General features: G+C 61.3%; 22 protein-coding genes. 12 read left to right on the top strand and 10 right to left on the bottom strand.

Features of this window, described 5'->3' with window-relative positions:
- Positions 1–158: 158 nt before the first annotated feature.
- On the bottom strand, positions 159–1103 hold the full coding sequence (locus tag EWV35_RS00865) for a Sir2 family NAD-dependent protein deacetylase (RefSeq protein ID WP_238653983.1): 945 nt from the start codon (positions 1101–1103) through the stop codon (positions 159–161).
- Positions 1104–1202: 99 nt separating this feature from the next.
- Between EWV35_RS00865 and EWV35_RS00860 the strand changes: the two genes are divergently transcribed.
- Positions 1203–2465: an alpha-hydroxy acid oxidase gene (locus tag EWV35_RS00860; RefSeq protein ID WP_129657314.1), complete on the top strand. Its 1263-nt coding sequence runs from the start codon at positions 1203–1205 to the stop codon at positions 2463–2465.
- Between the two features lie 137 nt (positions 2466–2602).
- On the opposite strand, the gene clpB is transcribed toward EWV35_RS00860, so the two are convergent.
- Positions 2603–5203 (bottom strand): ATP-dependent chaperone ClpB, encoded by a 2601-nt coding sequence (gene clpB / locus EWV35_RS00855; RefSeq protein WP_129657312.1) that lies wholly within the window; start codon positions 5201–5203, stop codon positions 2603–2605.
- A 167-nt stretch (positions 5204–5370) separates the two neighbouring features.
- Positions 5371–5958: a hypothetical protein gene (locus EWV35_RS00850; RefSeq protein WP_129657310.1), complete on the bottom strand. Its 588-nt coding sequence runs from the start codon at positions 5956–5958 to the stop codon at positions 5371–5373.
- 120 nt (positions 5959–6078) lie between these two features.
- Between EWV35_RS00850 and EWV35_RS00845 the strand changes: the two genes are divergently transcribed.
- The 4 genes from EWV35_RS00845 to trmB all read left to right on the top strand — a co-directional run bounded on the left by EWV35_RS00845 (position 6079) and on the right by trmB (position 9931).
- Positions 6079–6744, top strand: coding sequence for an HAD family hydrolase (locus EWV35_RS00845; RefSeq protein WP_342210821.1), 666 nt, complete (start codon positions 6079–6081; stop codon positions 6742–6744).
- Between the two features lie 132 nt (positions 6745–6876).
- A complete protein-coding gene (locus EWV35_RS00840; protein WP_129657306.1) occupies positions 6877–7308 on the top strand; it encodes a hypothetical protein in 432 nt (143 codons plus the stop codon).
- A 227-nt stretch (positions 7309–7535) separates the two neighbouring features.
- Positions 7536–9056 (top strand): alanine/glycine:cation symporter family protein, encoded by a 1521-nt coding sequence (locus EWV35_RS00835; protein WP_129657304.1) that lies wholly within the window; start codon positions 7536–7538, stop codon positions 9054–9056.
- A 95-nt stretch (positions 9057–9151) separates the two neighbouring features.
- A complete protein-coding gene (gene trmB / locus EWV35_RS00830) occupies positions 9152–9931 on the top strand; it encodes a tRNA (guanosine(46)-N7)-methyltransferase TrmB (protein WP_129658202.1) in 780 nt (259 codons plus the stop codon).
- Positions 9932–9970: 39 nt separating this feature from the next.
- Here the strand turns inward: trmB and EWV35_RS00825 are convergent, their stop codons facing one another.
- From EWV35_RS00825 to EWV35_RS00805, 5 genes are all read right to left on the bottom strand, one after another.
- Complete coding sequence (locus EWV35_RS00825) at positions 9971–10411, bottom strand: heat shock protein transcriptional repressor HspR (RefSeq protein WP_129358974.1); 441 nt, start codon at positions 10409–10411, stop codon at positions 9971–9973.
- 3 nt (positions 10412–10414) lie between these two features.
- Positions 10415–11434 carry a DnaJ C-terminal domain-containing protein gene (locus EWV35_RS00820; RefSeq protein ID WP_129657302.1) on the bottom strand — a complete coding sequence of 340 codons (1020 nt, stop codon included), beginning with the start codon at positions 11432–11434 and terminating at the stop codon, positions 10415–10417.
- Positions 11435–11612: 178 nt separating this feature from the next.
- On the bottom strand, positions 11613–12236 hold the full coding sequence (locus EWV35_RS00815) for a nucleotide exchange factor GrpE (protein ID WP_129657300.1): 624 nt from the start codon (positions 12234–12236) through the stop codon (positions 11613–11615).
- Positions 12236–14095: a molecular chaperone DnaK gene (gene dnaK, locus EWV35_RS00810; protein WP_129657298.1), complete on the bottom strand. Its 1860-nt coding sequence runs from the start codon at positions 14093–14095 to the stop codon at positions 12236–12238. The genes EWV35_RS00815 and dnaK overlap by 1 nt, the downstream gene beginning before the upstream one ends.
- A 225-nt stretch (positions 14096–14320) precedes the next feature.
- Positions 14321–15055: a hypothetical protein gene (locus EWV35_RS00805; RefSeq protein ID WP_129657296.1), complete on the bottom strand. Its 735-nt coding sequence runs from the start codon at positions 15053–15055 to the stop codon at positions 14321–14323.
- 218 nt (positions 15056–15273) lie between these two features.
- On the opposite strand from EWV35_RS00805, the gene EWV35_RS00800 reads away from it, so the two are divergent.
- The 7 genes from EWV35_RS00800 (at position 15274) to fmdA (ending at position 20886) form a co-directional block, all read left to right on the top strand.
- Positions 15274–15852, top strand: coding sequence for a DUF4282 domain-containing protein (locus tag EWV35_RS00800; protein WP_129657294.1), 579 nt, complete (start codon positions 15274–15276; stop codon positions 15850–15852).
- A 39-nt stretch (positions 15853–15891) separates the two neighbouring features.
- Positions 15892–16398, top strand: coding sequence for a low molecular weight protein-tyrosine-phosphatase (locus EWV35_RS00795; protein WP_129657292.1), 507 nt, complete (start codon positions 15892–15894; stop codon positions 16396–16398).
- Positions 16395–16997, top strand: coding sequence for a nucleoside/nucleotide kinase family protein (locus EWV35_RS00790; protein ID WP_129657290.1), 603 nt, complete (start codon positions 16395–16397; stop codon positions 16995–16997). The genes EWV35_RS00795 and EWV35_RS00790 overlap by 4 nt, the downstream gene beginning before the upstream one ends.
- A 75-nt stretch (positions 16998–17072) precedes the next feature.
- The gene (locus tag EWV35_RS00785; RefSeq protein WP_238653982.1) at positions 17073–18272 is read left to right on the top strand and encodes a multidrug effflux MFS transporter; all 1200 of its coding nucleotides are present in this window, start codon (positions 17073–17075) and stop codon (positions 18270–18272) included.
- A 55-nt stretch (positions 18273–18327) separates the two neighbouring features.
- Positions 18328–19209 carry an aminotransferase class IV gene (locus EWV35_RS00780; RefSeq protein WP_129657286.1) on the top strand — a complete coding sequence of 294 codons (882 nt, stop codon included), beginning with the start codon at positions 18328–18330 and terminating at the stop codon, positions 19207–19209.
- A gap of 91 nt (positions 19210–19300) precedes the next feature.
- Entirely contained in the window at positions 19301–19588 is a 288-nt protein-coding gene (locus EWV35_RS00775) for an FmdB family zinc ribbon protein (protein ID WP_129657284.1), read from the top strand.
- A 41-nt stretch (positions 19589–19629) separates the two neighbouring features.
- Entirely contained in the window at positions 19630–20886 is a 1257-nt protein-coding gene (fmdA, locus tag EWV35_RS00770) for a formamidase (RefSeq protein ID WP_129657282.1), read from the top strand.
- 69 nt (positions 20887–20955) lie between these two features.
- On the opposite strand, the gene EWV35_RS00765 is transcribed toward fmdA, so the two are convergent.
- On the bottom strand, positions 20956–22374 hold the full coding sequence (locus tag EWV35_RS00765; RefSeq protein WP_129657281.1) for an FtsX-like permease family protein: 1419 nt from the start codon (positions 22372–22374) through the stop codon (positions 20956–20958).
- A 1-nt stretch (position 22375) separates the two neighbouring features.
- Entirely contained in the window at positions 22376–23113 is a 738-nt protein-coding gene (locus EWV35_RS00760; RefSeq protein WP_129658200.1) for an ABC transporter ATP-binding protein, read from the bottom strand.
- Between the last annotated feature and the right edge of the window lie 108 nt (positions 23114–23221).

Raw genomic sequence — 23221 nt, 5'->3', positions numbered from 1 at the left:
TTATCGCTCGCTCCGGCGGCGGCACTGTGATGGGCACACAATGCGGCACCGGAATATCCGTCAATCTTCCGTCTGTTAAGGGTACATGGTTTGTCAGTAGTATGCTCACCGGGGAACGTAGGTGACACGGGCATCCGGTTCAGCCCTGGAAGAAAGCGCTATAGTCCCAGCTCATCAAGCAGCGAGAGAAAGGCCGGTTCCACCGGGCTCCGCCAGAGGTAAGTGGCCCTCGTATCCGCGCGTCCGGGGCCACCATTGATGATGGCCAATGGCTTTCCTTGCCGCAAACCGTCCAGGACGATGCGCAATCCGCTCATGACGGCCAGCGACGACCCCGCCACGAGAACTGACGTGCATGCGGCGAGCATCTCACGAGCGGCCTGTTTCCGAACGGTCGGCACGGGTTCACCGAAGTACACGACGTCGGGCTTGAGGAGCGTCGAGCCGCACACGAGGCAACCGACCATGTGAAAACGTTCGACCCATTCCCCCGTGAGCTCGACGTCGCCGTCCGGGTTCACCAGGCTCGGGTCCAGGGTAATGGATTCCAGGTACCCCGGATTCGCAGCCTTGAGGCGGAGGTCGAGGGCACGCCGATCTTCCGTGTGCCCGCACACGAGACATGCGACCCGACTGAGGTCCCCGTGCAATGGCACGAGCCTCTTGCTTCCAGCCTGCGCATGGAGCCCGTCGACATTCTGTGTCACGACGCCGCCCACGAGGCCTTCCTGCTCGAGCTCCGCCAGAGCGTAGTGAACAACATTGGGTGCGGCTTGGTTCATGAGGCGCCAGCCTACGAATGATCTGGCCCAGTAGCGGTGCGAGGCATCCGGGTCGTGCCGGAATTCCTGGTAAGTCATGGGGCGATGTCGACGGAGGGAGCCCTTCGGTCCCCTGTAGTCCGGTATCCCGGACCCTGTCGAGACCCCGGCTCCCGTGACGATAAGCGCCGGGCCCTGCCGGAGAAGTTGGGCGATGCCTTCGCGAGCTTCTCTTTCCGGTGTCGGTGTCGCCGTTTCGTCCACCACCCTGGCGATGGAACGAAGTGCCGCTTGATGCGCGTTGCCGAGGCGATCCGCGGCGTCGGGTGCTGGAGAAGTCACACTCCCACAGTATCGGACGTCCATGAGCTCCTCACAGGCGATTGGCGCTGCGCAAAGACTAGGGTGAAAGCGCAGACCCGCTCGAGGAGAAGGAGAGCCATGTCCATAAAGTCCGCCAGGAAGAACCGTCTGGCCCCGCTGACCAGGCAGTTCCCGGACCGTCAGATGCTCAAGGATTTCATCAAGCTCGAAGGTCTGCCGGTGGACAGACGAGCTCACCGCCTCGAACGTGCCCAGGACATTTGGGATCTTCGCGAGATCGCCCGCCGCCGCACACCCAAAGGCCCCTTCGATTATGTGGATGGTGCGGCAGAGCGTGAGTTGTCCCTCGGTCGGGCCCGGCAGGCCTACGACGATGTGGTCTTCCATCCTCAGGTTCTTCGCGACGTTTCCGATGTGAACCTCACGAGGAGCGTCTGCGGCTCCGAAGTCTCGATGCCCTTGGCGATCGCACCGACTGGCTTCACGCGCATGATGCACAGCGAAGGCGAAATTGCCGGCGTGCGTGCAGCCCATGCGGCTGGGATCCCGTTCTCGTTGTCGACGATGGGGACCGAGACGATCGAGCGCGTCGCCGAAGCAGGCCCGGACGGGCGCACATGGTTTCAGCTCTACCTCTGGAAGGAAGATCGGGAGACATCTTTCTCCCTCGTGGACAGAGCCGCGCGAGCAGGCTTCGATACCCTGCTCGTTACGGTGGATACACCGGTTGCCGGTGCACGCCACCGCGATGCGCGCAACGGCATGTCCTTTCCGCCTCGGCTCACACCCAAGACATTCCTCAATGCTTCCTATCGACCGGAGTGGTGGATCAATTTCCTGACCACGGCCCCGCTGGGCTTCACGAATTTCGGTGGGACACCGAGCCACAGCCTTGCAACGATTGGTGACATGTTCGATCCAAGTCTCGACATCAGCGAATTGACGTGGCTTCGTTCCCATTGGGACGGGCATTTGATCGTCAAAGGCATCCAGACCCCCGAGGACGCCGAGCGCGCGGTCGAGGCCGGGGCGGACGGGATTGTGCTGTCGAACCACGGTGGCCGTCAGCTGGATCGCGCCCCTGTTCCGCTCCTCATGCTCCCGAAGGTGCGTGAGCGCCTGGGCGAAGAGGCAACCATTCTGATCGATACGGGAATCATGTCGGGCGCGGACGCCGTCGCTGCCGTCGCTTTGGGTGCCGATGCCGCACTGATCGGCCGCGCGTACCTCTACGGCCTCATGGCCGGCGGGGCGGAAGGCGTCGCTCGGGGACTGTCCATCTTCCGCGCCGAGATGCAGAGAACACTCCAGCTCATGGGCATCCCGGACATCAATTCTGTCGGTCGGGACCACGTCGGATTGGACTGGCGTGCCGCGTGAGCGGCTGCGAAGCAGAATCGGTCGGCAACGGATGTGATGAAGGCACCGGTTGCGGACGCAACCGGTGCCTTCGTGCCGATCGAATGTGACTGACGGCAAGACACCATCTTCACCTCGGTCCGTTGGTGGGCGAGAAGCTAGCGGCTCGACGTCACCGTTAGCCCGTCCGCGGCGACGTCCGGGTTCACGTCCACGTGGACGACGTCGCCGTCGTGAATGTCTCCGGACAGGATTCCCTTGGCCAACCGGTCGCCGATTTCCCGTTGCACCAGACGGCGCAATGGACGCGCGCCGTATGCCGGGTCGTACCCGGTCATCCCCAGCCATTCGGTCGCTGCGGGCGTGACGTCCAGGGAAAGCCTCTTGTCGCCCAGACGTTTGCCCATCGCTTGGACCTGGAGGCTCACGATCTTGGACAGGTCCTCGCTCGAGAGCGGGTCGAACATGATGATCTCGTCCAGCCGGTTCAGGAACTCTGGTTTGAAGGATGCGTTGACCACGTTCATGACGGCTTCGTGCTTTTCCTTCTCGTCCAGGGTCTGGTCGACCAGGAATTGACTTCCGAGGTTCGAGGTCAGGATCAGGATCACATTTCGGAAATCGACGGTACGGCCCTGACCGTCGGTCAGGCGGCCGTCGTCGAGAACCTGAAGCAGAATGTCGAATACCTCGGGGTGGGCTTTCTCCACTTCGTCCAGAAGAACCACTGAATACGGACGACGCCGCACTGACTCGGTTAGCTGCCCGCCTTCCTCGTATCCCACGTATCCGGGAGGCGCGCCGACCAAACGAGACACGGAATGCTTTTCCGAATACTCGCTCATGTCGATACGAACCAAAGCATGTTCGTCATCGAACTGGAATTCCGCGAGCGACTTCGCCAGTTCCGTCTTGCCCACGCCCGTGGGCCCAAGAAACAGGAACGAGCCGATCGGACGATCCGGATCCGCAACACCGGCACGCGAACGACGAACGGCGTCTGCCACGGCACCCACGGCGGTCTTCTGCCCAATGAGGCGTTTCCCCAGTTCGGATTCCATGTTGAGCAGTTTCTGGGATTCGCCCTGGAGCATTCTGCCGGCAGGAATTCCCGTCCAGTTGGAGATGACCTCCGCGATGTCGTCAGCAGTGACTTCCTCGGAGACCATCGTCTCCTTGGCCGTCTGTTGCTGGTTCTCTTCCTTCTGAGCCGCGTCGAGCTCCTGTTGTTTCGCGGGAATCTCCCCGTACAGGAGCCGGGAAGCCTCAGCCAGATTGCCTTCTCGCTGGGCCACTTCGGCTTGCGAGCGCATCTCGTCGATTTGGGTCTTGATGTCGCCCACGCGGTTCAGGCCGGCTTTCTCGGCCTCCCACCGCGCATTCAGCGCCGAGAGCTCTTCACGCTTGTCGGCCAGGTCCACGCGAAGAGCCTCCAACCGCTCGATCGAGGCCGGATCCTTCTCATTGGACAGGGCCAGCTCTTCCATGGTCATACGGTCCACGGCGCGGCGGAGCTCGTCGATCTCCTCAGGGGCCGAGTCAATCTCCATCCGCAGACGCGAAGCGGCCTCGTCCACGAGGTCGATCGCTTTGTCCGGCAACTGACGCCCGGTGATGTACCGATTCGACAACGAGGCCGCGGCAACCAGTGCGGAGTCGGCGATCTGAACCTTGTGGTGGGCCTCGTAACGCTCTTTCAGCCCGCGGAGAATCCCGACGGTATCTTCCACGGTGGGCTCACCCACGTAAACCTGCTGGAATCGGCGTTCGAGCGCGGCGTCCTTCTCGATGTTCTCCCGGTACTCGTCCAACGTGGTTGCACCGATGAGACGCAGTTCCCCACGGGCAAGCATCGGCTTGAGCATATTTCCGGCGTCCATCGAACCTTCGCTCGCACCGGCACCCACAAGGGTGTGCAACTCGTCGATGAAGGTGACGATCTGCCCCTCGGACTTCTTGATCTCGTCCAGAACCGCTTTGAGACGCTCTTCGAACTCGCCACGATATTTGGCGCCGGCGATCATCGAACCGAGATCCAGGGAAATGAGACTCTTGCCCCTCAAGGACTCCGGCACGTCACCCGAAACCATCCGCTGGGCCAGGCCCTCCACGACGGAGGTCTTTCCGACACCCGGTTCGCCAATGAGCACGGGGTTGTTCTTGGTGCGACGCGACAGAACCTGCACCACTCGGCGGATCTCGGAATCGCGTCCGATCACCGGGTCCAGCTTTCCGGAGCGCGCGACGGCGGTCAGGTCCGTGCCGTACTTCTCGAGGGACTGGAAAGTCCCTTCCGGATCCGGCGACGAAACGTTCTGGTCCCCTCGCACGGAGGGCAGAGTCTTCTCAATAGCGTCAGCCGTTGCCCCGGCATCGGCCACGGCACGAGCGGCGTCGCTGTCAGACACCTCGGCCAGCCCCAGGAGGAGAACTTCCGTGGAGATGTAGTCGTCACCCAGCTTGGTCCCGGCCTCCTGCGCGTTCTGGATCGCCTTGAGCGACTGGCGCGAGAATTGCGCTTGGGCCACCGAAGACCCGGAGGACGAGGGCAATTTCTTGATCAGGTCACTGGCTTGCGCCGAGAGAGCGTCGATATCGATGCCGAGAGACTTGAGCACCGCAACTGCAACACCTTCGCGCTGGTCGAGAAGCGCCTTGAGGATGTGTGCTGGCTCGATCTGCGGATTCCCGGCAGTCTGAGCGTTCATGTTTGCGGCGTTCAGAGCCTCTTGGCTCTTGGTAGTGAATTTAGTATCCAAGATGGGCTCCTTTGCTAGTCACTAATGGATTGCGTGTGAGGTGTTCAGTTAACTTGAGTCTACTACGCTCAAGTTTCACTGTACAGGGGATCCCGGAAAGTTTTCCACAGGTTTTGCGGCGATTCGGCGGGATTCTCATGTCTTCGTTCATCCCGACTCCGCGCTCTTCAGTACTCGCCGTCGTTGTAATTCATCGCATCCAGGACCTCGTCCTCTGTCGCGGGCCGGCCACTGGTTTTTCGGGCGCTGTATCGCTCGTGATTGATCGCGATGATGAGCGTCCCGAATGCACCCACGAAGGTCAGAATCGCGAAGGTGTTGCCGAACCCGGCCGAAAGCCCCACGAGGTCATGGCCGAAAACTTGGGAGAGGGCGGAGACGGTCTCGCCGTTCACGCGGTCGGGGATCAGGAATCCGAAGAACCCGGCCAGAATCCAGGTCAACGCTTGGATCGAGGCGAGTACCCCGGACGTCGAGCGAGCTTCGTACCGGTTCGCATCCGTATACATCCGCCACGACGCCAGGAGCATGACCACCAGGTACAACGGCCCGACGCTGACCAGAAAGGTCCCAACGAGCGTGCCACCGGCACCGAAGAGCGATCGCCCGGTCGTGATCCAGAAGGCCCCGACCAACGCCATCGGGAACCCGACCCAGGAGGAGAGGCGCAACAATGCCGCATCCCGCCTCCCCGGCAACTGACCGGCGGGTGCTAGGGCTTCAGCGGGGCGGGTATCGGATTCGGCAGAACTCACAGGACCAGTGTATGAGATGCGGCTCTGGCATGAGGTGGCAGAGCCGGGCATTCAATCGTCGGCGAATCGCGGGAGCTTCCCGCCTCACCTGGGTGGCGCCGGCACCAGTAGGCTATTGGCATGACTTCTTCTCTCCCCGCGGCAATTTTCTTCGACCACGACGGCACTCTGGTGGACACCGAGCCTTTGTGGGCCCAATCCAAATCTGACCTGGCCGTCCAGTTCGGCAAGAGATGGACTGAAGAAGACACTCTCGCTTGCTTGGGTCGCCCCATGACGGACACGCTCGTTCGTCTGCAAGAACTCGGCATTCCCCTGTCCAAGCCGGAGCTACTGGCACGATTGACCACCGACGCCCGTGAAATCATCTCGCGCACCGACGTGCCGTTCCTGCCCGGCATTTCCGCTTTTCTCGAAGAACTGGCCCAAGCACAGATTCCGGCGGCGATCGTCACCAATGCCACCGCGGAAATCGCGAATATGACAGCTAGCCGGACCCCGGAAGGATTGATCCGCACCGTGATAGGCAACGAGGACGTCACCGACCCCAAGCCGAATCCGCAGCCCTATCTCATGGCCGCGCAGCGTCTCGGCGTCTCACCCGAAGACAGTGTCGCCGTGGAGGATTCTCCCTCCGGTGTCGCGAGCGCTATGGCGGCAGGGATGACAACGATCGTCGTCCCGGGGATGCAACCGGTCGGGCCCGAGCAAGGGAGCATTCACCTGAACCACGAGGACCTGACCCTCGAAGCACTCCGCGATCTGTTCGCCCCGCGTCCGGCCTGACCCAGACCGTATGCCGTGTGACGAACTCCTAACGCGACCGTGCGGCCACGGTATAGAGTTGGGATCAGGTGGGTTGCGTCAGAGTAAACGCTGATCAGCCCGAACCTATAAACCTTAAGAAAGGAAATGATCATGGCCTTTTCCCTCCCCAACGCGGTTCTCCGCGCTGTTCCCGGTGCATTCATCCTCAATTCCGGATACGGCAAGCTGAACCTCGACGAGCAGACCGCCGGCCATTTGCAGTCCATGGCCGCCAACGCATTTCCCGCCGTCAAGGATCTTGACGCGGCAACGTTCGGCAAGGCCATCGCGTACTCCGAACTGGTTGTCGGCGGCGCACTGGTCACCCCCGTGATCCCCAGCCGCCTTGCCGGGCTGGCTCTCGGCGCATTCGCCGGTGGCCTGCTGGCCATGTATTTCAAGACCGAGGAGATGACTGAGGACGACGGCATCCGCCCCTCCCAGGCCGGCACGGCTGTTGCCAAGGATTCGTGGATCGCCGCAATCGCTCTCGCGCTGATTCTCCAGGGCAAGGGCAAGAAGAAGGCCAAGAAGAAGAAGTAGTCTCCGCCGTCGGCAACTTACGACGCCGCCCACGCGTTTTCCGGACAACAGGACGGCAACGCGTGGGCGGCGTTTTGTGTGCCCGCCGGGTGCGGGCACACAAACAACCGCCCGATATGGGTCGGGCCCGCAAATATTGCTACCCTCATATCAGTCTGCGAAAAGCATCGGGAACTGCCGCTGACTAGCGGCTATATCGAATATCTTGCCTGGAACGAGGAATTCTAGTGGAACAGATCAGTTCCATCGTCAACGCGGTCGACAGCTTCGTCTGGGGTCCATGGTTGCTCTTGCCGCTTCTCCTCGGTACCGGAGTGTTCCTGACTTTCCGGCTTTCGGGTGTCCAATTCCGCTACTTCGGAAAAGCGATGTCACTGGCCTTCGGACGACGCAGCCGGCAGAGCGGAGAAAAGGGCGAAATCTCCTCCTACCAGGCCATGGCAACGGCCTTGGGCGCTACGGTGGGCACGGGCAACATAGTCGGCGTAGCACTCTCGATCCACATGGGCGGCCCGGGCGCACTGTTCTGGATGTGGGTGACAGCGCTGGTCGGGATGGCATCCAAATACAGCGAATGTTTCCTCGGAGTACGTTTCCGCACTCGGGACAAGAAGGGAGAGCTAACGGGAGGGCCGCAGGTCTATCTCGTCCGAGGCATACCCAACAGATTCGGGTGGCTCCTGTCCGTCGCATTCGCGGCATGCGCCGTCGTTGCGACTTTCGGCGTCGGCAACATGACGCAGTCCAATGCCATTGCGGCAAACCTGGACAATACTTTCTCTGTGGCTCCATGGGTCACCGCCGTGGTCATCGGAATCATGACACTGATCGCCCTGCTCGGAGGCATCAAGTCCATTTCCAAGATCACGGTGTTCTGCGTGCCTCTCATGATCGCGCTCTACGTCTTCGGGGGCCTCTACATCATTGGCGTCAACTATGAAGGGATCCCTCAGGCCATCACCCTGATCTTCGGAAATGCCCTGACGCCCCACGGCGTCGGAGGAGGGATCGTCGGCTCCCTGCTGATGACGATCCAGATCGGAGTCGCCCGCTCTTTGTTCTCCAACGAGTCAGGCATGGGCACGGCGTCGATCCCCTCGTCGATCGCGCAAACTTCCCACCCCGTCCGCCAAGGCCTTGTCTCGATGACGCAGACTTTCGTGGACACACTGGTTGTTATATCGATCACCGGTTTCGTGATCATCACCACCGGTGTGTGGGAGAAGGACGATCCTGACGTCATGACCTCTCATGCTTTTGCAACGGGCCTGCCAGGCAATTGGGGCGGAGTGGTGGTGACCATCTGCCTGGTGCTTCTGGGATACTCGACCGTTCTTGGCTGGGCCTACTACGGAGAACGGTGCATCGAGCGCCTCGGAGGAGGGACCTTCGGGATCACAACCTACAGGGTCATTTTCGCTATTGCCTGCGGGTTCGGAGCAGTGGCCCCTTTGACGCTGGTCTGGAAATTCTCCGACGTCATGAACGGCATCATGGCGATCCCGAACCTCATCGGGCTCATCATCCTCTCCGGCCTCGTGGTGCGGGAGACCCGCCATTATCTGCGTCACGACCCGAATTTCGAAGCCAGTACCGCAGAGATTGACGAGTTTATGGGCTCCGACCTCGGCGCCTTGGACGCGCAGATCGACCATCAGGTCGATTTGTCGCAGAAGCACTCGAGCCTGTCGCATCCGGGAGGCCCGGAGGAGAAGAGCGAGGAACCCGCAGGTGTCAGAGGAGGCTGAAGAGCGTGCGATAAGCTGATGCGGCGGCCCGGTTGATCCACGGATCCTTCCGCGACATACGTCAGTGCGCGGGAGCTCATCGGGCCACCGCGACCCTGCCGCCCCATCAGATCACCGGAGCATCCTTGAGCGACGTCCCCCAAAAATTCCATCGCCAGCCTTACTCTTTCGTCCGCCGAGGCGACAGACTCACTGCTCGCCGCCAGAAGGCATGGGACACCTACGCTCCGACACACGTCCTGGATGTTCCTCGCGAGATAACGGATACATCCGTGGCCGAGTCCGCGGAATTCAACCATGAAACCATTTACGGGAGAAGAGCGCCGCTCGTCGTCGAAATCGGTTCCGGACTGGGCGAGGCCATAGTTCACGCCGCGAGCGAGCATCCGGAGAATGACTATCTTGCCGTAGAGGTCTACAAACCCGGAATCGCAGACCTGCTCCTCAAGATGGGGCAAGCCGAAATCACCAACGTCCGATGCGTCCAGGCGAACGCTCCCGAGGTGCTCGAGAATCTGCTTGAGCCGGATTCCGTGGACGAAATCTGGGTCTTCTTTCCGGACCCCTGGCACAAGTCGCGCCACCACAAGCGCCGTCTGGTCTCGCCCGGATTCGCCGAAAAAGTCGCGCGCGTTCTCAAACCGGGTGGCATCTGGCGTCTGGCCACTGATTGGGAAGAGTACGCCTGGGTGATGCGCGAAGTCATGGAAGCCGCACCGGACTTCGACAATTTGCATGCAGGCGAAGGCGCAACCGAAGACGATCCCCAGGGCGGATGGGCTCCACGATGGGAAGGGCGCGTCCTCACAAGTTTCGAACGCAAAGCAGGCGAGGCCGGGCGCAGAGCGCACGACCTCGCCTATCGTCGTCGTTGATGAGACGGCAGCGCCAGTTGATTCCCGACGCGTGTAGCCTTACCGGTACGGAAGCTGGGGCCTGGCAATAGCCAGCGCTTTACTGGGCGTTTTGGCGCTGGGACGTTGCCCACGGCCCAGCTTCACGACGTCGCCGCCGATCGTCGCGGCAAACACCCGAGAGGATTCTTCGAGTCGGTCCTGGGCGTCCTGCAACTCCTGCGTGAGTTCTCTGACGCGGGCTTGCAGCGCGTCGACTTGGTTCTCCAGTTGTAGGACCCGCTTGATTCCCTCGAGGGAGACCCCTTCGTGGGACAGCTGCTGGATCTGCCGGAGCCGGACGACGTCCTTCTGCGAATAGCGTCGCGCGCGTCCCGGTAGCCGCGACGGTGTCACCAAACCGAGCCGGTCATACTGCCGAAGCGTTTGCGGGTGCATCTCCGCCAGCTCGGCCGCAACCGAGATCACGAAGAGTGGTTGGTTCACGTCGCCGAATTGCATGGGTTACACGACCTTTGCCTTCTCCGCCAGGCCGGCCCGTGGATCACCTTGGGAGGCCAGCTCTGTGAATTTCTTGAGCGCCTCTTGGGCCTCCGGGGACAGGTCCTGGGGCACCTGAATCTCCGGAATCACGTAGAGGTCGCCGGTGTGCTTCTTCGTCTTCACGCCTCGGCCTTTGACACGCATTCTGGTGCCGGGCTCCTGACCCGCTTTGAGACGCAGACGAACTGTTGATCCGTCGGTGGTCGGCACGGAGAGGACCGTGCCGAGCGCCGCTTCCTCGTAGGAAACGGGAACACGGACCGTGAGATTGTCTCCGTCCCGTTCGTACAACTCGTGCGGGCGGACGTGCACCGTGACGATCAGATCCGACTTGCCGCCCGGGCCGATGCTTCCTTTGCCGCGAAGGCGGACTTTCTGGCCATCGCGCACGCCCTCGGGCAGACGGATAGTGGTGCTGCGTTGATCCGGACGGTTGACCTTGACTTTGGCGCCTTCCAAGGACTGTCCGAAGTCGATAGTCACGCTGGCCTCGACGTCGGGGTTACGGGGGGCCTGTTGTTGGGCGCCGAACGGGTTCTGACCGCCGAAGTTGCCGCCTCCGCCGAACAGGTCCGCAAAGGGATCCCCGCCGGAGCCTCCGAATGGGCTGCCGCCGTACGTGGTCCGCGTTCGGCCGCCACCGAACATATCCCCGAACAGGTCCTCGAACCCGCCGGCGCCGGCAGGCCCGCCCGGCCCGCCCGAGCCGCCCGGGCCGCCAGAACCAGCGCTGAATCGAGCTCCCGAACCCATGGCACGAATGGCATCGTACTGTTTGCGCTGCTCCGGGTCGGAAAGGACCGTATTGGCCTCGGAGACCTCTTTGAACTTTTTTTCTGCGGATTCGTCCCCGGGGTTCTGATCCGGGTGATACTTGCGCGCAAGTTTCCGGTAAGCCTTCTTGATGTCGGCTTCGCTGGCATCCTTGGAGACGCCCAGAACCTTGTAGAAGTCTTTTTCTAGCCAATTTTCGCTAGCCATTGACGCCTCCTTTCAAAGCGTTGCGTGGTGTGTTCTCTTCCGCTCTTGGTATATCTCAAATTAGTGGAAACGAACGACGCCGAGGCCCTCCCCCGCCACGGAGGCAGAGGTTCGGTGCCCCGGCGTCGATTCGCTGGAAGCGGCGCGGCTGGGCCGAGACCGCCGGTCGAGCCTGTGGTCAGCCCTCGGCTACCGCCACAGCAACCTGGGCAGGACGCAGAACTCGGTCCTGGACCCGGTATCCGCTGCGGAAAACCATGGACACGTGGTCGGGTTGGACCTCGCTCGTGGGCTGCTGCATCACGGCTTCGTGGACCTTGGGATCGAACTCTTCGCCGGTATCGCCATAACGCTCCAAGCCGTGCTTCGTCAGCGCGTCCTCAAGCTTGTTGGCGATCGACGCGAACGGTCCGTCCTCCAGATCGCCCGCCTTGCGAGCCGCATCGATATCGTCGATGACGGGGAGCAAGGAGCTCACAACGTCGGCGACCACGAACTGTCGAAGCTGATCCCGTTCTTTCTGGGACCGGTTCTTGAAGTTCACGAATTCGGCTTGCAGACGGCGCAGATCCTCGAGGCGCTCGTTCGCGGTCCTCTCAGCCTCCGTGGCAGGGTCCTGTATGGGCTCCGCTTCGGAGGGGTCCGCGGCGGCCTCCGCCGCGGACCCGTCCTGACCGTCAGCCTCAGCACCTACACCCTCGGCGGTCTCCGCCTCGGGAGCTCCTTCCGCGTCGGGAGCGTTGAAGGCATCCTCCTGCGGGTCGTTCCCCTCAGGGTTATTGGTGTTGTTCGGCTCAGTCATTAGTTCTTCTTTTCATCCTCATCGTCAATGACCTCGGCGTCTACGACATCCTCGTCATTGGCATCGGCGTTCGCCTCGGAGGTGTCCTCCGTCTCGGCTCCAGCCTGCGCCTGCGAGTAGATCGCTTCGCCGAGCTTGGTCTGAGAAGCCTGAAGCTTCTCGAATGCGGACTTGACCGCGTCGTCGTCGTCGCCCTCAAGGGCCTTCTTGACCTCGTCGACGTCTCCCTGGACCTCAGTCTTGATGTCCTCGGAGACCTTGTCCTCGTTGTCCTTGAGGAGCTTCTCGATCTGGTAGGCGCTGGACTCCGCGTTGTTGCGCAGATCCGCGGCCTCACGGCGAGCTTTGTCCGATTCGGCGTTGGCCTCTGCGTCCTTGACCATGCGGTCAATGTCTTCCTTGGACAACGAGGTACCGCCGGTGATGGTCATCGACTGCTCGGTACCGGTGCCCTTGTCCTTGGCGGAGACGTTCACGATGCCGTTGGCGTCGATGTCGAAGGTCACCTCAACCTGCGGGACACCACGAGGCGCCGGAGCGATCCCGGTCAGCTCGAAGGTGCCGAGCGACTTATTGTCACGGGTGAACTCACGCTCGCCCTGGAAAACCTGGATCGACACGGAGGGCTGGTTGTCCTCTGCGGTTGTGAAGGTCTCGGAACGACGCGTCGGGATGGCCGTGTTGCGCTCGATGAGCTTGGTCATCACACCGCCCTTGGTCTCGATGCCCAGCGACAGCGGGGTCACGTCGATCAGCAGGACGTCCTTGCGGTCGCCCTTGAGCACGCCGGCCTGCAGGGCAGCGCCCATGGCCACGACCTCGTCCGGGTTCACGCCCTTGTTGGGCTCCTGGCCGCCGGCCAGCTTCTTGACCTCTTCGACGACCGCCGGCATACGGGTAGAACCACCGACGAGCACGATGTGCGCGATATCGGCGACCTTGATCCCGGCTTCCTTGATGACGTCGTTGAAGGGCTTCTTCACGCGGTCCAGGAGGTCCTGAGTCAGGTCCTGGAACTTCGCGCGGGAGAGCTTCTCATCCAGGTGAACCGGGCCGTCGGAGGTCACCGAGAGGTATTGCAGCGAAATGTTGGTCGACGATGCCGAAGACAGCTCCTTCTTGGCCTGCTCGGCAGCCTCGCGGAGACGCTGCAGAGCAATCTTGTCCTTGGACAGATCCGCGCCGGTCTTGGACTTGACCTGCTCGAGCAGCCAGTCAACGATGCGCTGATCCCAGTCGTCGCCGCCCAAGCGGTTGTCGCCCGAAGTCGAGCGAACCTGAATCGTCGAGAATCCGTCTTCGTCCTTGCCGACTTCCAGCAGGGAGACGTCGAAGGTACCGCCGCCGAGGTCGAAGACCAGGATGAGCTCATCTTCGTTGCCCTTGTCCAGACCGTAGGCCAGAGCAGCCGCGGTGGGCTCATTGACGATACGCAGAACGTTGAGTCCGGCGATCTCGCCGGCTTCCTTGGTGGCCTGGCGTTCGGCGTCGTTGAAGTACGCGGGAACGGTGATGACGGCATCGGTCACGGTGTCATTGAGGAAGGACTCCGCGTCACCCTTGAGCTTCTGCAGAGTACGTGCCGAGATTTCCTGCGGGGTGTACTTCTTGCCGTCGATGTCGGTGTTCCAGTCGGTGCCCATGTGGCGCTTCACCGAAGAGATGGTGCGATCCACGTTGGTCACCGCCTGGCGCTTGGCGATGTCGCCGACCAGGGTCTCGCCGTCCTTGCCGAATGCAACAACTGACGGAGTGGTGCGAGCGCCCTCGGCGTTCGCGATGACGACGGGCTCGCCGCCCTCGAGTACGGCAACCACAGAGTTGGTGGTACCGAGGTCAATGCCTACTGCACGTGACATATGTTTTTCTCCTTACGTAGTCCGAAAACCGGGGGCACATTCCGGCACTCACGATGCTGCTTCCGCAGGGGAGGCCATCGATCTTGCGCGCCCGGAGGTCTCACTTCTTGAGTTGTCCTGACTCAAGTCTGCCACTTCTCGGAAGAAAGTCAAGAGACTTGAGTGGAGTGGACTCAACTTTATTTACAGAAGACCGCCTAGGCTACAGATGGGACCGGAAGCCGATCACCACTCCTCCCCGCCGAGCTCCTTCTTGGCGTCATCAGCCGTTCCGGCATTGCCAATGGCGGCCCAGTGGTCACCCTCGAGACCCCATTCGCCTTTGTCCTCATCCATGGCCGGGGTATTCAGTGCATCGCTCAATGAAGACTTCACGTCAGCCTCACGCTCGGAATAGATGCCGACGATGAGCTTGGTGTCCTCCTCCGCACCAGACAGGGCCTGGAAGTCGCTCAGATCGATATTCGAGCAGACATACACCTGAGCGTCGTCAGGGAAGTCCTCCTTGGGCAGAACCGAGTCCAGCAGCGTCTTGTCCAGATCACTACATTGCCCCGCCCCCTGAGCGGATCCAAGATTCTGCACCTTGTCCCGGAAATCGCTCTCGTCCTTGATCTTGTGCCCGCCCAGCACACCGGTGAACACGAGAGCAAGTATGACGACCAGGGCTATGACGATCACACCGCCGCCTATGGACAGACCAAGGATCAAGCCTTTGCGAGATTTTCGCTGCCCTTCTCCGTACACCTGACGCCCAGGGTGCGCACCTGGGGGAAATTGCTGAAAATTCGTCGGTGGGCAACCCGTCTCATGCGACGTGTTGGGCTGGTCGGAACCGGGCGATCGCAACGGACCACAGTTGGGCTCGTTGGGCTCGTTGGGCTCGTTGGGCTCGTTGGGCTCGTTGGGCTCGTTGGGCTCGTTGGGCTCGTTGGGCTCGTTGCCGGGATGATGACTCACGATTAAGCCTTTCCTGCCCACTATTTCGGAGCGATTGATGCATTTTTCCAAGCGTATGTATTCCAAGAGACATCTAACAGTGTTTCGATCTCGTCGTCAGGAATTTCTCGACAAGAGGGCGATTTGCGACCGTTCAATGAATAGACTGGTCGCATGGCACTTTCCGTCAGTGACTTGCCTTAACTTATGAGAGTTCAAAAGCACCTGGAGTATTAACCATGTCTGATCACGATCACGAGGAATCAAACCAGCAGGACAATTCGTCGAATAAGGGGACCGGGTCGAGCCCGGACAATTCGGAACCCCATCAGGACCCCCGTCGGTCCGACGGACCGTGGCAGTCGCCACAGAACTCCTCTCGCGGCTACGGACAGGCTCCACACGGACAGGCCTACGGACAGAACCCTCAGGGGCAGCCGAATTACCCCCAACAGAATGGATATCCGGGGCAGCCACGGCAACAGGGCTACGGCCAACCAGGCTACGGACAACCGCAGGGCCAGGGCGAGCCGGGATTCTTCCAGGCCATGTTCGACCTTTCGTTCCGTCATTTCGTGACCATCAAGTTTGCATCGGTCATCTACGTCATCGGCCTGATCGTGATCGGCCTGGGCTGGCTCTTTTCGGTCATCGCGGGATTCGCGGAAAATGCGTGGGCAGGAATCGCCTTCCTGGTCCTCGGGGCCATCGTGGCGTTCGTGTACATCATTCTGTTCCGCGTGACCCTCGAGTTCTACGTAGCAATGGTCCGGACATCGCAGAACACATCCATCCTTGTGGAGCGTGATCGGCGCTGAACTCACACGTCGCCGCCCGCCCCCGGTAACGTGGTGGCCATGTATCGCATCGTTACCGTTTGCACCGGCAATATCTGCCGCTCCCCCATGGCCGAATACCTTGTGCGCAACGCCGCGCAAGACGCGGGGCTGGGCGGCGTCGTCGTCACATCTGCTGGTGTGAGCGACGAAGAACAAGGAAATCCCATCGATCCTCGGGCTCGAAAAGTCATGGACCGGCTGGGCATCGACACCAGCGGCCATTCTGCCCGCCAGGTAACGCGCCAGGATTTGGAAGACAACGACCTCATTCTGGCTCTGGACGTCCCCCATTTCAGGGCTCTTCGCCGCATGGCCGCAGATGAGGCCCAAGCTGCCAAGATCCATCTCATGCGAGAATTCGATCCTTCCGTGGCCGGCGAGCCGGTCGAAAAAATTGGCATCTATGACCCGTGGTACGGCGACGCCTCGGATTTCGACCGAACTTTCGGAATGATCGAGGACTCCGTCCAAGGCGTGATCGACGAGGCATCTCGACACCCGGAGGCGCGGAACGAGGGATCATGACGGTCGATCCTCGCAATTGCGCATACGAACGCCAACCGATCTGGGTCATGTCCTCGCACACAATTGTGCCGAAGGACGAGCAGGACTTGTGGAAGGCCATCGGCCAGGCACGCTTGCTTGCACCGGGCCCTGAACCGTTCGTCCTGGCCATTGACGGGCGCTCCGGCGCGGGCAAGTCGAAGCTGGCTGAACGTCTCCTGGAGCGTGCGCGCGCCGAAGACGGATCGGATGCCGTCGCACTCTTCCACCTGGAAGACATTTATCCCGGCTGGGAAGGCCTCGAAGAAGGCGTCGACACGTATGCGGAGATGCTCGAGCGCTTGATGCGAAATGAGGACGCGACCTGGCAAGCCTGGGACTGGACGCGGAATCAGTATGCGGAGGAAATGCAAGTATTGAGTGCAGACCCATCGCTCATCATCGTCGAAGGCGTCGGCTCGACTGCCCCGGGACATCCAGAAACACGCCCTCACTTCGGGGTTTGGCTTCATCTCGAGGCGAATATCCGCAAGTACCGTGCCCTCAAACGCGATGGCGACATGTACCGGCCTTACTGGCAGTTGTGGGCCTCGCAAGAGGACAGGCTGTTCGCGCGATAACTTCGGCGGCAATTTTCGCACACGGGCATCGGCGTCCCCGTGAGCCGCCCTCAACCTGAGAAACGTGAGGTCAGATTGAACCCCACCGCATCGCGCATTCCGGTGCCTCTCCTCATCCTGCTGGGGACACTCACCGGCATAGCGCCTCTGGGTACAGACATGTATCTGGCGGCTTTCCCCCAAATGACGCAGGACCTCGGAACGGCGGCCTCACTGGTTCAGCTGACGCTCTCAGCATTCATGGCGGGCCTGGCGATGGGGCAGATCGTTATCGGTCCGTTATCTGATCAGTGGGGTAGACTACGCCCCCTGGTGATCTGCTCATTCATTTGCGTGCTAGCCACCATAGGGTGCGCCCTGGCGCCAACGGTGCACTTGCTGATCGGCTTGCGGTTCTTAATGGGATTCACCGGTGCGGCGGGACTCGTCCTGGCCCGCTCAGCGATCACCGACCTCACGGAAGGCCATCAGACTGCCCGGTACATGAATTTCATGATGATGATCAACGGGGTCTCACCGGTCCTGGCCCCGACCCTGGGCGGCATCATCCTGGGATTCGCGCCCTGGCGTGCCGTGTTCTGGGTCCTCACCGCGATGACCCTCGCGATGGCCATCGGAGTGTTCTTCCTGTTTCCCGAATCGTTGCCGACGGACCGCCGGCACGGAGGAGGGCTCGCGGCTTCCGGCCGCGGCATAGCACGCGTCATTCGCCGTCCTGCCTACATGGCATATATGTTCGCGTTCGTCTTTTCCTTCGGAACCTTGTTCTCCTATATTTCCGGTTCCACCTATGTGCTGCAGAACAACCTCGGGCTCACGGCCACCCATTATGCTCTGGTATTCGCGGCAAATTCCTTCGGGATCCTGGCTTTCTCATGGGTGTCAAATCTCTTGCTGAAAAGATTCCGCCCTCAAGGAATCGGGTTGAGCGGAATTGTCATCTCGAATGTCGCGACACTGTGTTTTCTGGTCCTCGCATTATTCGGGCTCTCCCTCATACCAACGCTCATGTGTCTCTTCGTCACCGCCGCAGCCCAAGGGCTGGTCTTCGGGAATGCGACATCGTTGGCGCTCGGGCACGGCCGAGATTATGCAGGGGCGAGTTCGGCATTGGTTGGTGGACTTCAGTGCACGATGGGCGGGGTCGTTTCCCCGCTCGTCAGTGCCGCTGGCGCGAATGCGGTGATCCCCATGGCGGCAATGATGGTCGGTTGCAGTCTGATTGCCTTGGTTCTTTTTCTGCTCGCGTCCCGAATTTTCGAACCGCGAATCTGAAAATCCGCGCGGGTCCTCGAACAACGCTCTTGCGGCATGGCGTTTAATGAGGTGTATGACACTCACGGTTGTTCGCATAGATCAGAATTCTCCGACCGGAACGGTCCTCGACGCCTCGACTCCCATGATTCGGATCGACGATGAAGGCTATACCCGTGGGGACGGCGTATTCGAAACGATGCTGGCCGTAGACGGTTCGATTCGCAAATTCGATCTCCATCTCACGAGGCTCGGAAACTCGGCCCGCCTCCTCCACCTGCCGAATCCCAGTGAGGACTCATGGCGCTCGGCATCGGCCCTGGCTCTGGAATCCGCAGGAAACGGCACCCCATCTTCTTTGGGAGCGGAGCACACGGTGAAACTCCTCATCAGCCGCGGAACGCCGGAAGAGGGTCCGTACGGGCTCGTCGTCGTGAGCTCCGTTCCGGAGGCGACCATCGCTCAACGCGAGGAAGGCGTCAAGGCACTCCTTCTTCCACGGGGGCACGATCCCGCTGAAGACACGGCCTACCCCTGGCTTCTGGCCGGCGCCAAAACCCTTTCCTACGCGGTGAACATGGCCGTCTTGCGACACGTTAGGTCCCTCGGCGCGCAGGAAGCCATTTTCACGGCTTCGGATCGACGAATTCTCGAAGCTGCGACCAGTTCCGTGATCATGGCTCGTCAGGAAGGCGACCGTCTTCGACTCTTCACCCCGGAACCCAACCGGGGGATTCTTCCCGGAACCACTCAGGGCGCAATTTTCCAAGGAGCGCGGGAGGCAGGTTGGGACGTCGGTTTCGGACCGCTCTACCCGACGGACCTGATGGAATCCGATGGCGTCTGGCTCACCTCATCCGTCCGCCTGTTGGCGCCGGTGACCCATCTCAATAACCAAGAGCTCGTTCTCAACCCAGGTCTCACGGGTGAATTGATGAATTTTCTTCGCTCCCGCTAGGTAATATGCTGTTTTTCCTTTGACCGGTCATCACGGCGGGCGTAATCTCAAGGCGTTAGTGTTTTGGATCACAGCATCATTTGGGGTGTGCATGCCGCTGTACGAATTCCGGTGTCCGCGTTGCGGGGTCTTCGAAGCCCAGCATTCTATGTCCTCCGTCCCCGCCGAGCGGAAGTGCCGCACCTGCGTCGAGACCGCAACGCGTATCTTCTCCCCAGTCGGCCTCTCGAAACTCGGAACGGCCCGCGCGACGGCAATGAGTGAGGCCGAACGCTCGGCCCATGAACCCGACGTCGTAACCCGCCTCCCCGGTTCGCCCGACCCCACGGCCTCACATGCCTCCCACGATCCGCGACACCTCAAGCTTCCTCGTCCCTGAGGTCTCAAGCCCCTGTTTATCGTTCGATCGAGAGGAACACCATGCCCGAGGTTCTATTTCCGCTGGACTCTGCCAAGCCGTTCTCCGAACAGGAAAAAATCGGTCACAACCGGTGGCACCCGGACATTCCTCCCCTCGAGACCCTGAAGCCGGGCGAGACATTCCGGGTGGATTGCCGCGAGTGGTTCGACGGCGCGATCAAGAACGACGACTCCGCCGACGACATCCGCGATGCACCCATCGACGTCGTCCACGCTCTTTCAGGACCTTTTGCCGTGGAAGGTGCCGAGCCTGGCGACCTGCTGATCGTGGACATCCTGGATCTGGGTCCTATTCCCCAGGAAACCGGCCCGCTAGCAGGCCAAGGCTGGGGCTACACGGGGATTTTCCCCAAGAACAACGGCGGTAGCTTTCTCGTCGACCAGTTTCCGGATGCCTACAAGGCCGTTTGGGATTTCACCGGCGACGTCGCCACGTCGAGACATATCCCTGGAGCCAGCTTCACGGGCATCACCCATCCCGGGTTGATGGGAACCGCGCCGTCCACCGATCTTCTGGCCACATGGAACAAACGGGAAGGCGATCTGATCGCAACCGACCCAAACCGTTTGCCGCCCCTGGCGCTTCCTCCTGAGCCCAAGAGCGCAATCCTCGGGCAGCTCGAAGGCGCGGAATACGACCGTGTGGCATCCGAAGCGGCTCGAACCGCCCCTCCCCGGGAGAACGGCGGCAACCAGGACATCAAGAACTTCACGAAAGGCTCGCGCGTCTTCTACCCCGTGTTCGTCAAGGGCGGCAACCTGTCGGTCGGCGACCTGCACTTCTCACAGGGCGACGGGGAGATCACCTTCTGCGGCGCGATCGAGATGGGAGGGTACATCGATCTGCGTGTCGACGTGCTGAAGGGCGGCATGGAGACCTATGGCGTGAGCGAAAATGCCATCTTCATGCCTGGCCGCACTGCGCCCCAGTACTCGGAGTGGCTTGCCTTCTCGGGTACCTCCGTGACCCTGGACGGTGAACAACGCTATTTGGACTCTCAGCTGGCTTATCAGCGCGCAATCCTGCATGCGATCGACTATCTGACCAAATTTGGCTACTCCCCCGAGCAAGCTTTCCTGTTACTGGGCGCCGCCCCGATCGAAGGCCGGTTCTCAGGCGTCGTCGATGTGCCGAACTCCTGCGCGACCGTTTATTTGCCCACGGAGATCTTCGATTTCGACGTCAGCCCTCAGGCCTCGGGGCCGGTGCAGATCGATCCTGGTATGGGTGCGCCCCGTTCGGCGAATCCAGCTTAGGGACGTTTCGGCCGCAACGAGCATGACGGGCGCCCCTCAACTTGATCGGGGGCGCCCGTCGCATCGTCGCTAGGTCAGCGCGAGGGCCCTGACGGGCGATTCCTTGGCCGTCTGGCGCGCGGGAAGTGCGGTGGCAAGGCCGGTAATGACCAGGCATCCGACGACCACGCCGAGGAGCACGGTCCACGGCGGGGTCGGCCCAAAAATTCCGACACCGTCAACCGCGGCGAACATGCAGAAGGTCCCGGCCCACCCGTAGAAGAGACCCAAAGGTATACCCAGGCATGCCGCGGAAAGTGTCAGTTGGGCAGTCTCCCCGAAGATCATGCGCCACATTTGACTCGTGGACAGTCCCACGGTCCGAAGCATCCCCAACTCGCGACGACGTTGCAGGATTGCGGACTTCATGTTGTTGGCCACCCCGATCGCGGCGATGACCACCGAGAACGCGACCATCCCGTAGACGAAGAGCAGCGAGTTGTCGACCACCTGGTTGACGATTGCCACATCCTCGGGCCGGTACTCGCCGCTACCGGCCATACGCTGGACCACCGATTTCAGGGTCGAGCCCAGAGTACCGAACATCACCACGAGCGTAATTCCAATGACCAGGCCCATGGAGGTCCTCGCCGAGCGCAGAGGGTATCGCCGCGAATTGGCGACGGCCATCCGCCCCGAGGTCCCGTGACCGACCACTTTCCCCGAAAGGGCGAAAAAGGGCGGCATGATCCACGCGGATCCCAGGGCGACACCGCCAAAACTCAAGAACCCTCCGAAAACCGCGGGAAGGACCCCCGCGGGGCCCGTCAGCCCCATCATGAGTCCGCCGCCGAGGAACAATGCTCCCAACACGACCAGCGCTATCGAAAGCCCGAGTGTCCAAATTCGCTTGCGCAGAGTTTTCAGGGCCGGTTCGGCGCTTCGACGCGTGCCTTCGAGAGGAGAGACTGACAGAACCGGACGCGCTCCGTTCCATGCGGCGATCCAACTCGTGAGGGCCACCAGCACGGCAGCAGTGATCATCCACGGGTTGATTGCTGTGGCTTGCAAACCGCTGCCGGCGCCCTTCGCCTCCGCGGTCAAGGCGATAACCCACGTCGTCACGGCGCCCAAGCCGAGTCCGACGACGGAACCGATCATCCCGACCAGAAGCCCCTCACAAGCTACCGCACGCCGCAGCGTCGAGGCTTTCGCGCCGATCAGACGCAGAAGCGCCAGCTGCTGTGTTCGGCCCGCGACAACAATAGAAAATGTATTGACTACCACCATCGCCGCGACGAACAGGGCGATCGCGAAGAACGTCATCGACGTCAGCAGGAGCATGACCAACAGCGTTCCGTCGGCCTCGCCCGCGGGATCGAGAATCTTGTACAGCAGTCCTACGGCGCCGATGAGGCCGGAACCGAACATCGAGCCGATGACCACAACGAGGAGGGTCGATAGGTGCTGTCGAGGATGCTGAGTCAGTTCACGAACGGCATTTTTCACGTCAGTTCACCTCCAAGGAAAGCATCATCTGGGCGATGTCCTCTGCCCGAGCCGAACTATTGCTCTGGTGGACAATCTCGCCGTCCGCAAGGTACACCACCCGATGCGCGTGAGCCGCGGCTTTGGGATCGTGCGTGACCATGACGATTGACTGCCCGAGTTCTTGGGCGGCCATTCTCAGCAGCTGGAGGACTTCCAGCGCCGAGCGCGAATCCAGGTTGCCTGTCGGCTCGTCCGCCAGGATCAATGCCGGTCGGGTCGCCAGCGCGCGCGCAATCGCAACTCGTTGTTGCTGGCCTCCCGACAGCTCAGCAGGACGGTGGTTGACGCGCTCGGAGAGTCCCAACCGGCGAAGAAGGTCCTCGATCCACGCACGCTCTTGACGGTCTGGCGAACGCCCATCCAGGTCAAAGGGCAACAGGATATTCTCTCGAACATCCATGGTCGGCATCAGGTTGAAGGCCTGGAAAACGAACCCGACACGACGACGCCGGATCTCCGTGAGTGCGGCGTCGTCGAGATGCGTGATCTCCTGCTCTCCGATCCACATCCGCCCGCCGCTCGGGGACTCCAGCCCGGCCATGAGATGCATCAACGTGGATTTTCCGGACCCGGACGGTCCCATCACCGCGACGAATTCACCTGGGGCGACGTCGAGGTCGACATTGCGGACGGCCGAAACGACGTTGTTGCCTTGTCCGTACGATTTGCTGACGCTCTCGGCCCGAGCGATGGGCATGACGGCCCGGGGCGCTCCACCGGGGGCCTGGGCTTCACGAGTCTGAGGTGACATTTTTCGCTCCAAAGATGCTTGATGGCTGGTGCATCTCTTACTTTTCCGCCGACG

Origin of the sequence: Rothia uropygialis, assembly GCF_004137765.1 — a bacterium.
GTDB lineage: Bacteria > Actinomycetota > Actinomycetes > Actinomycetales > Micrococcaceae > Rothia.
Note: the sequence above shows the minus strand (reverse complement) of the source record. Positions and strands in the feature narration are given on the sequence as shown.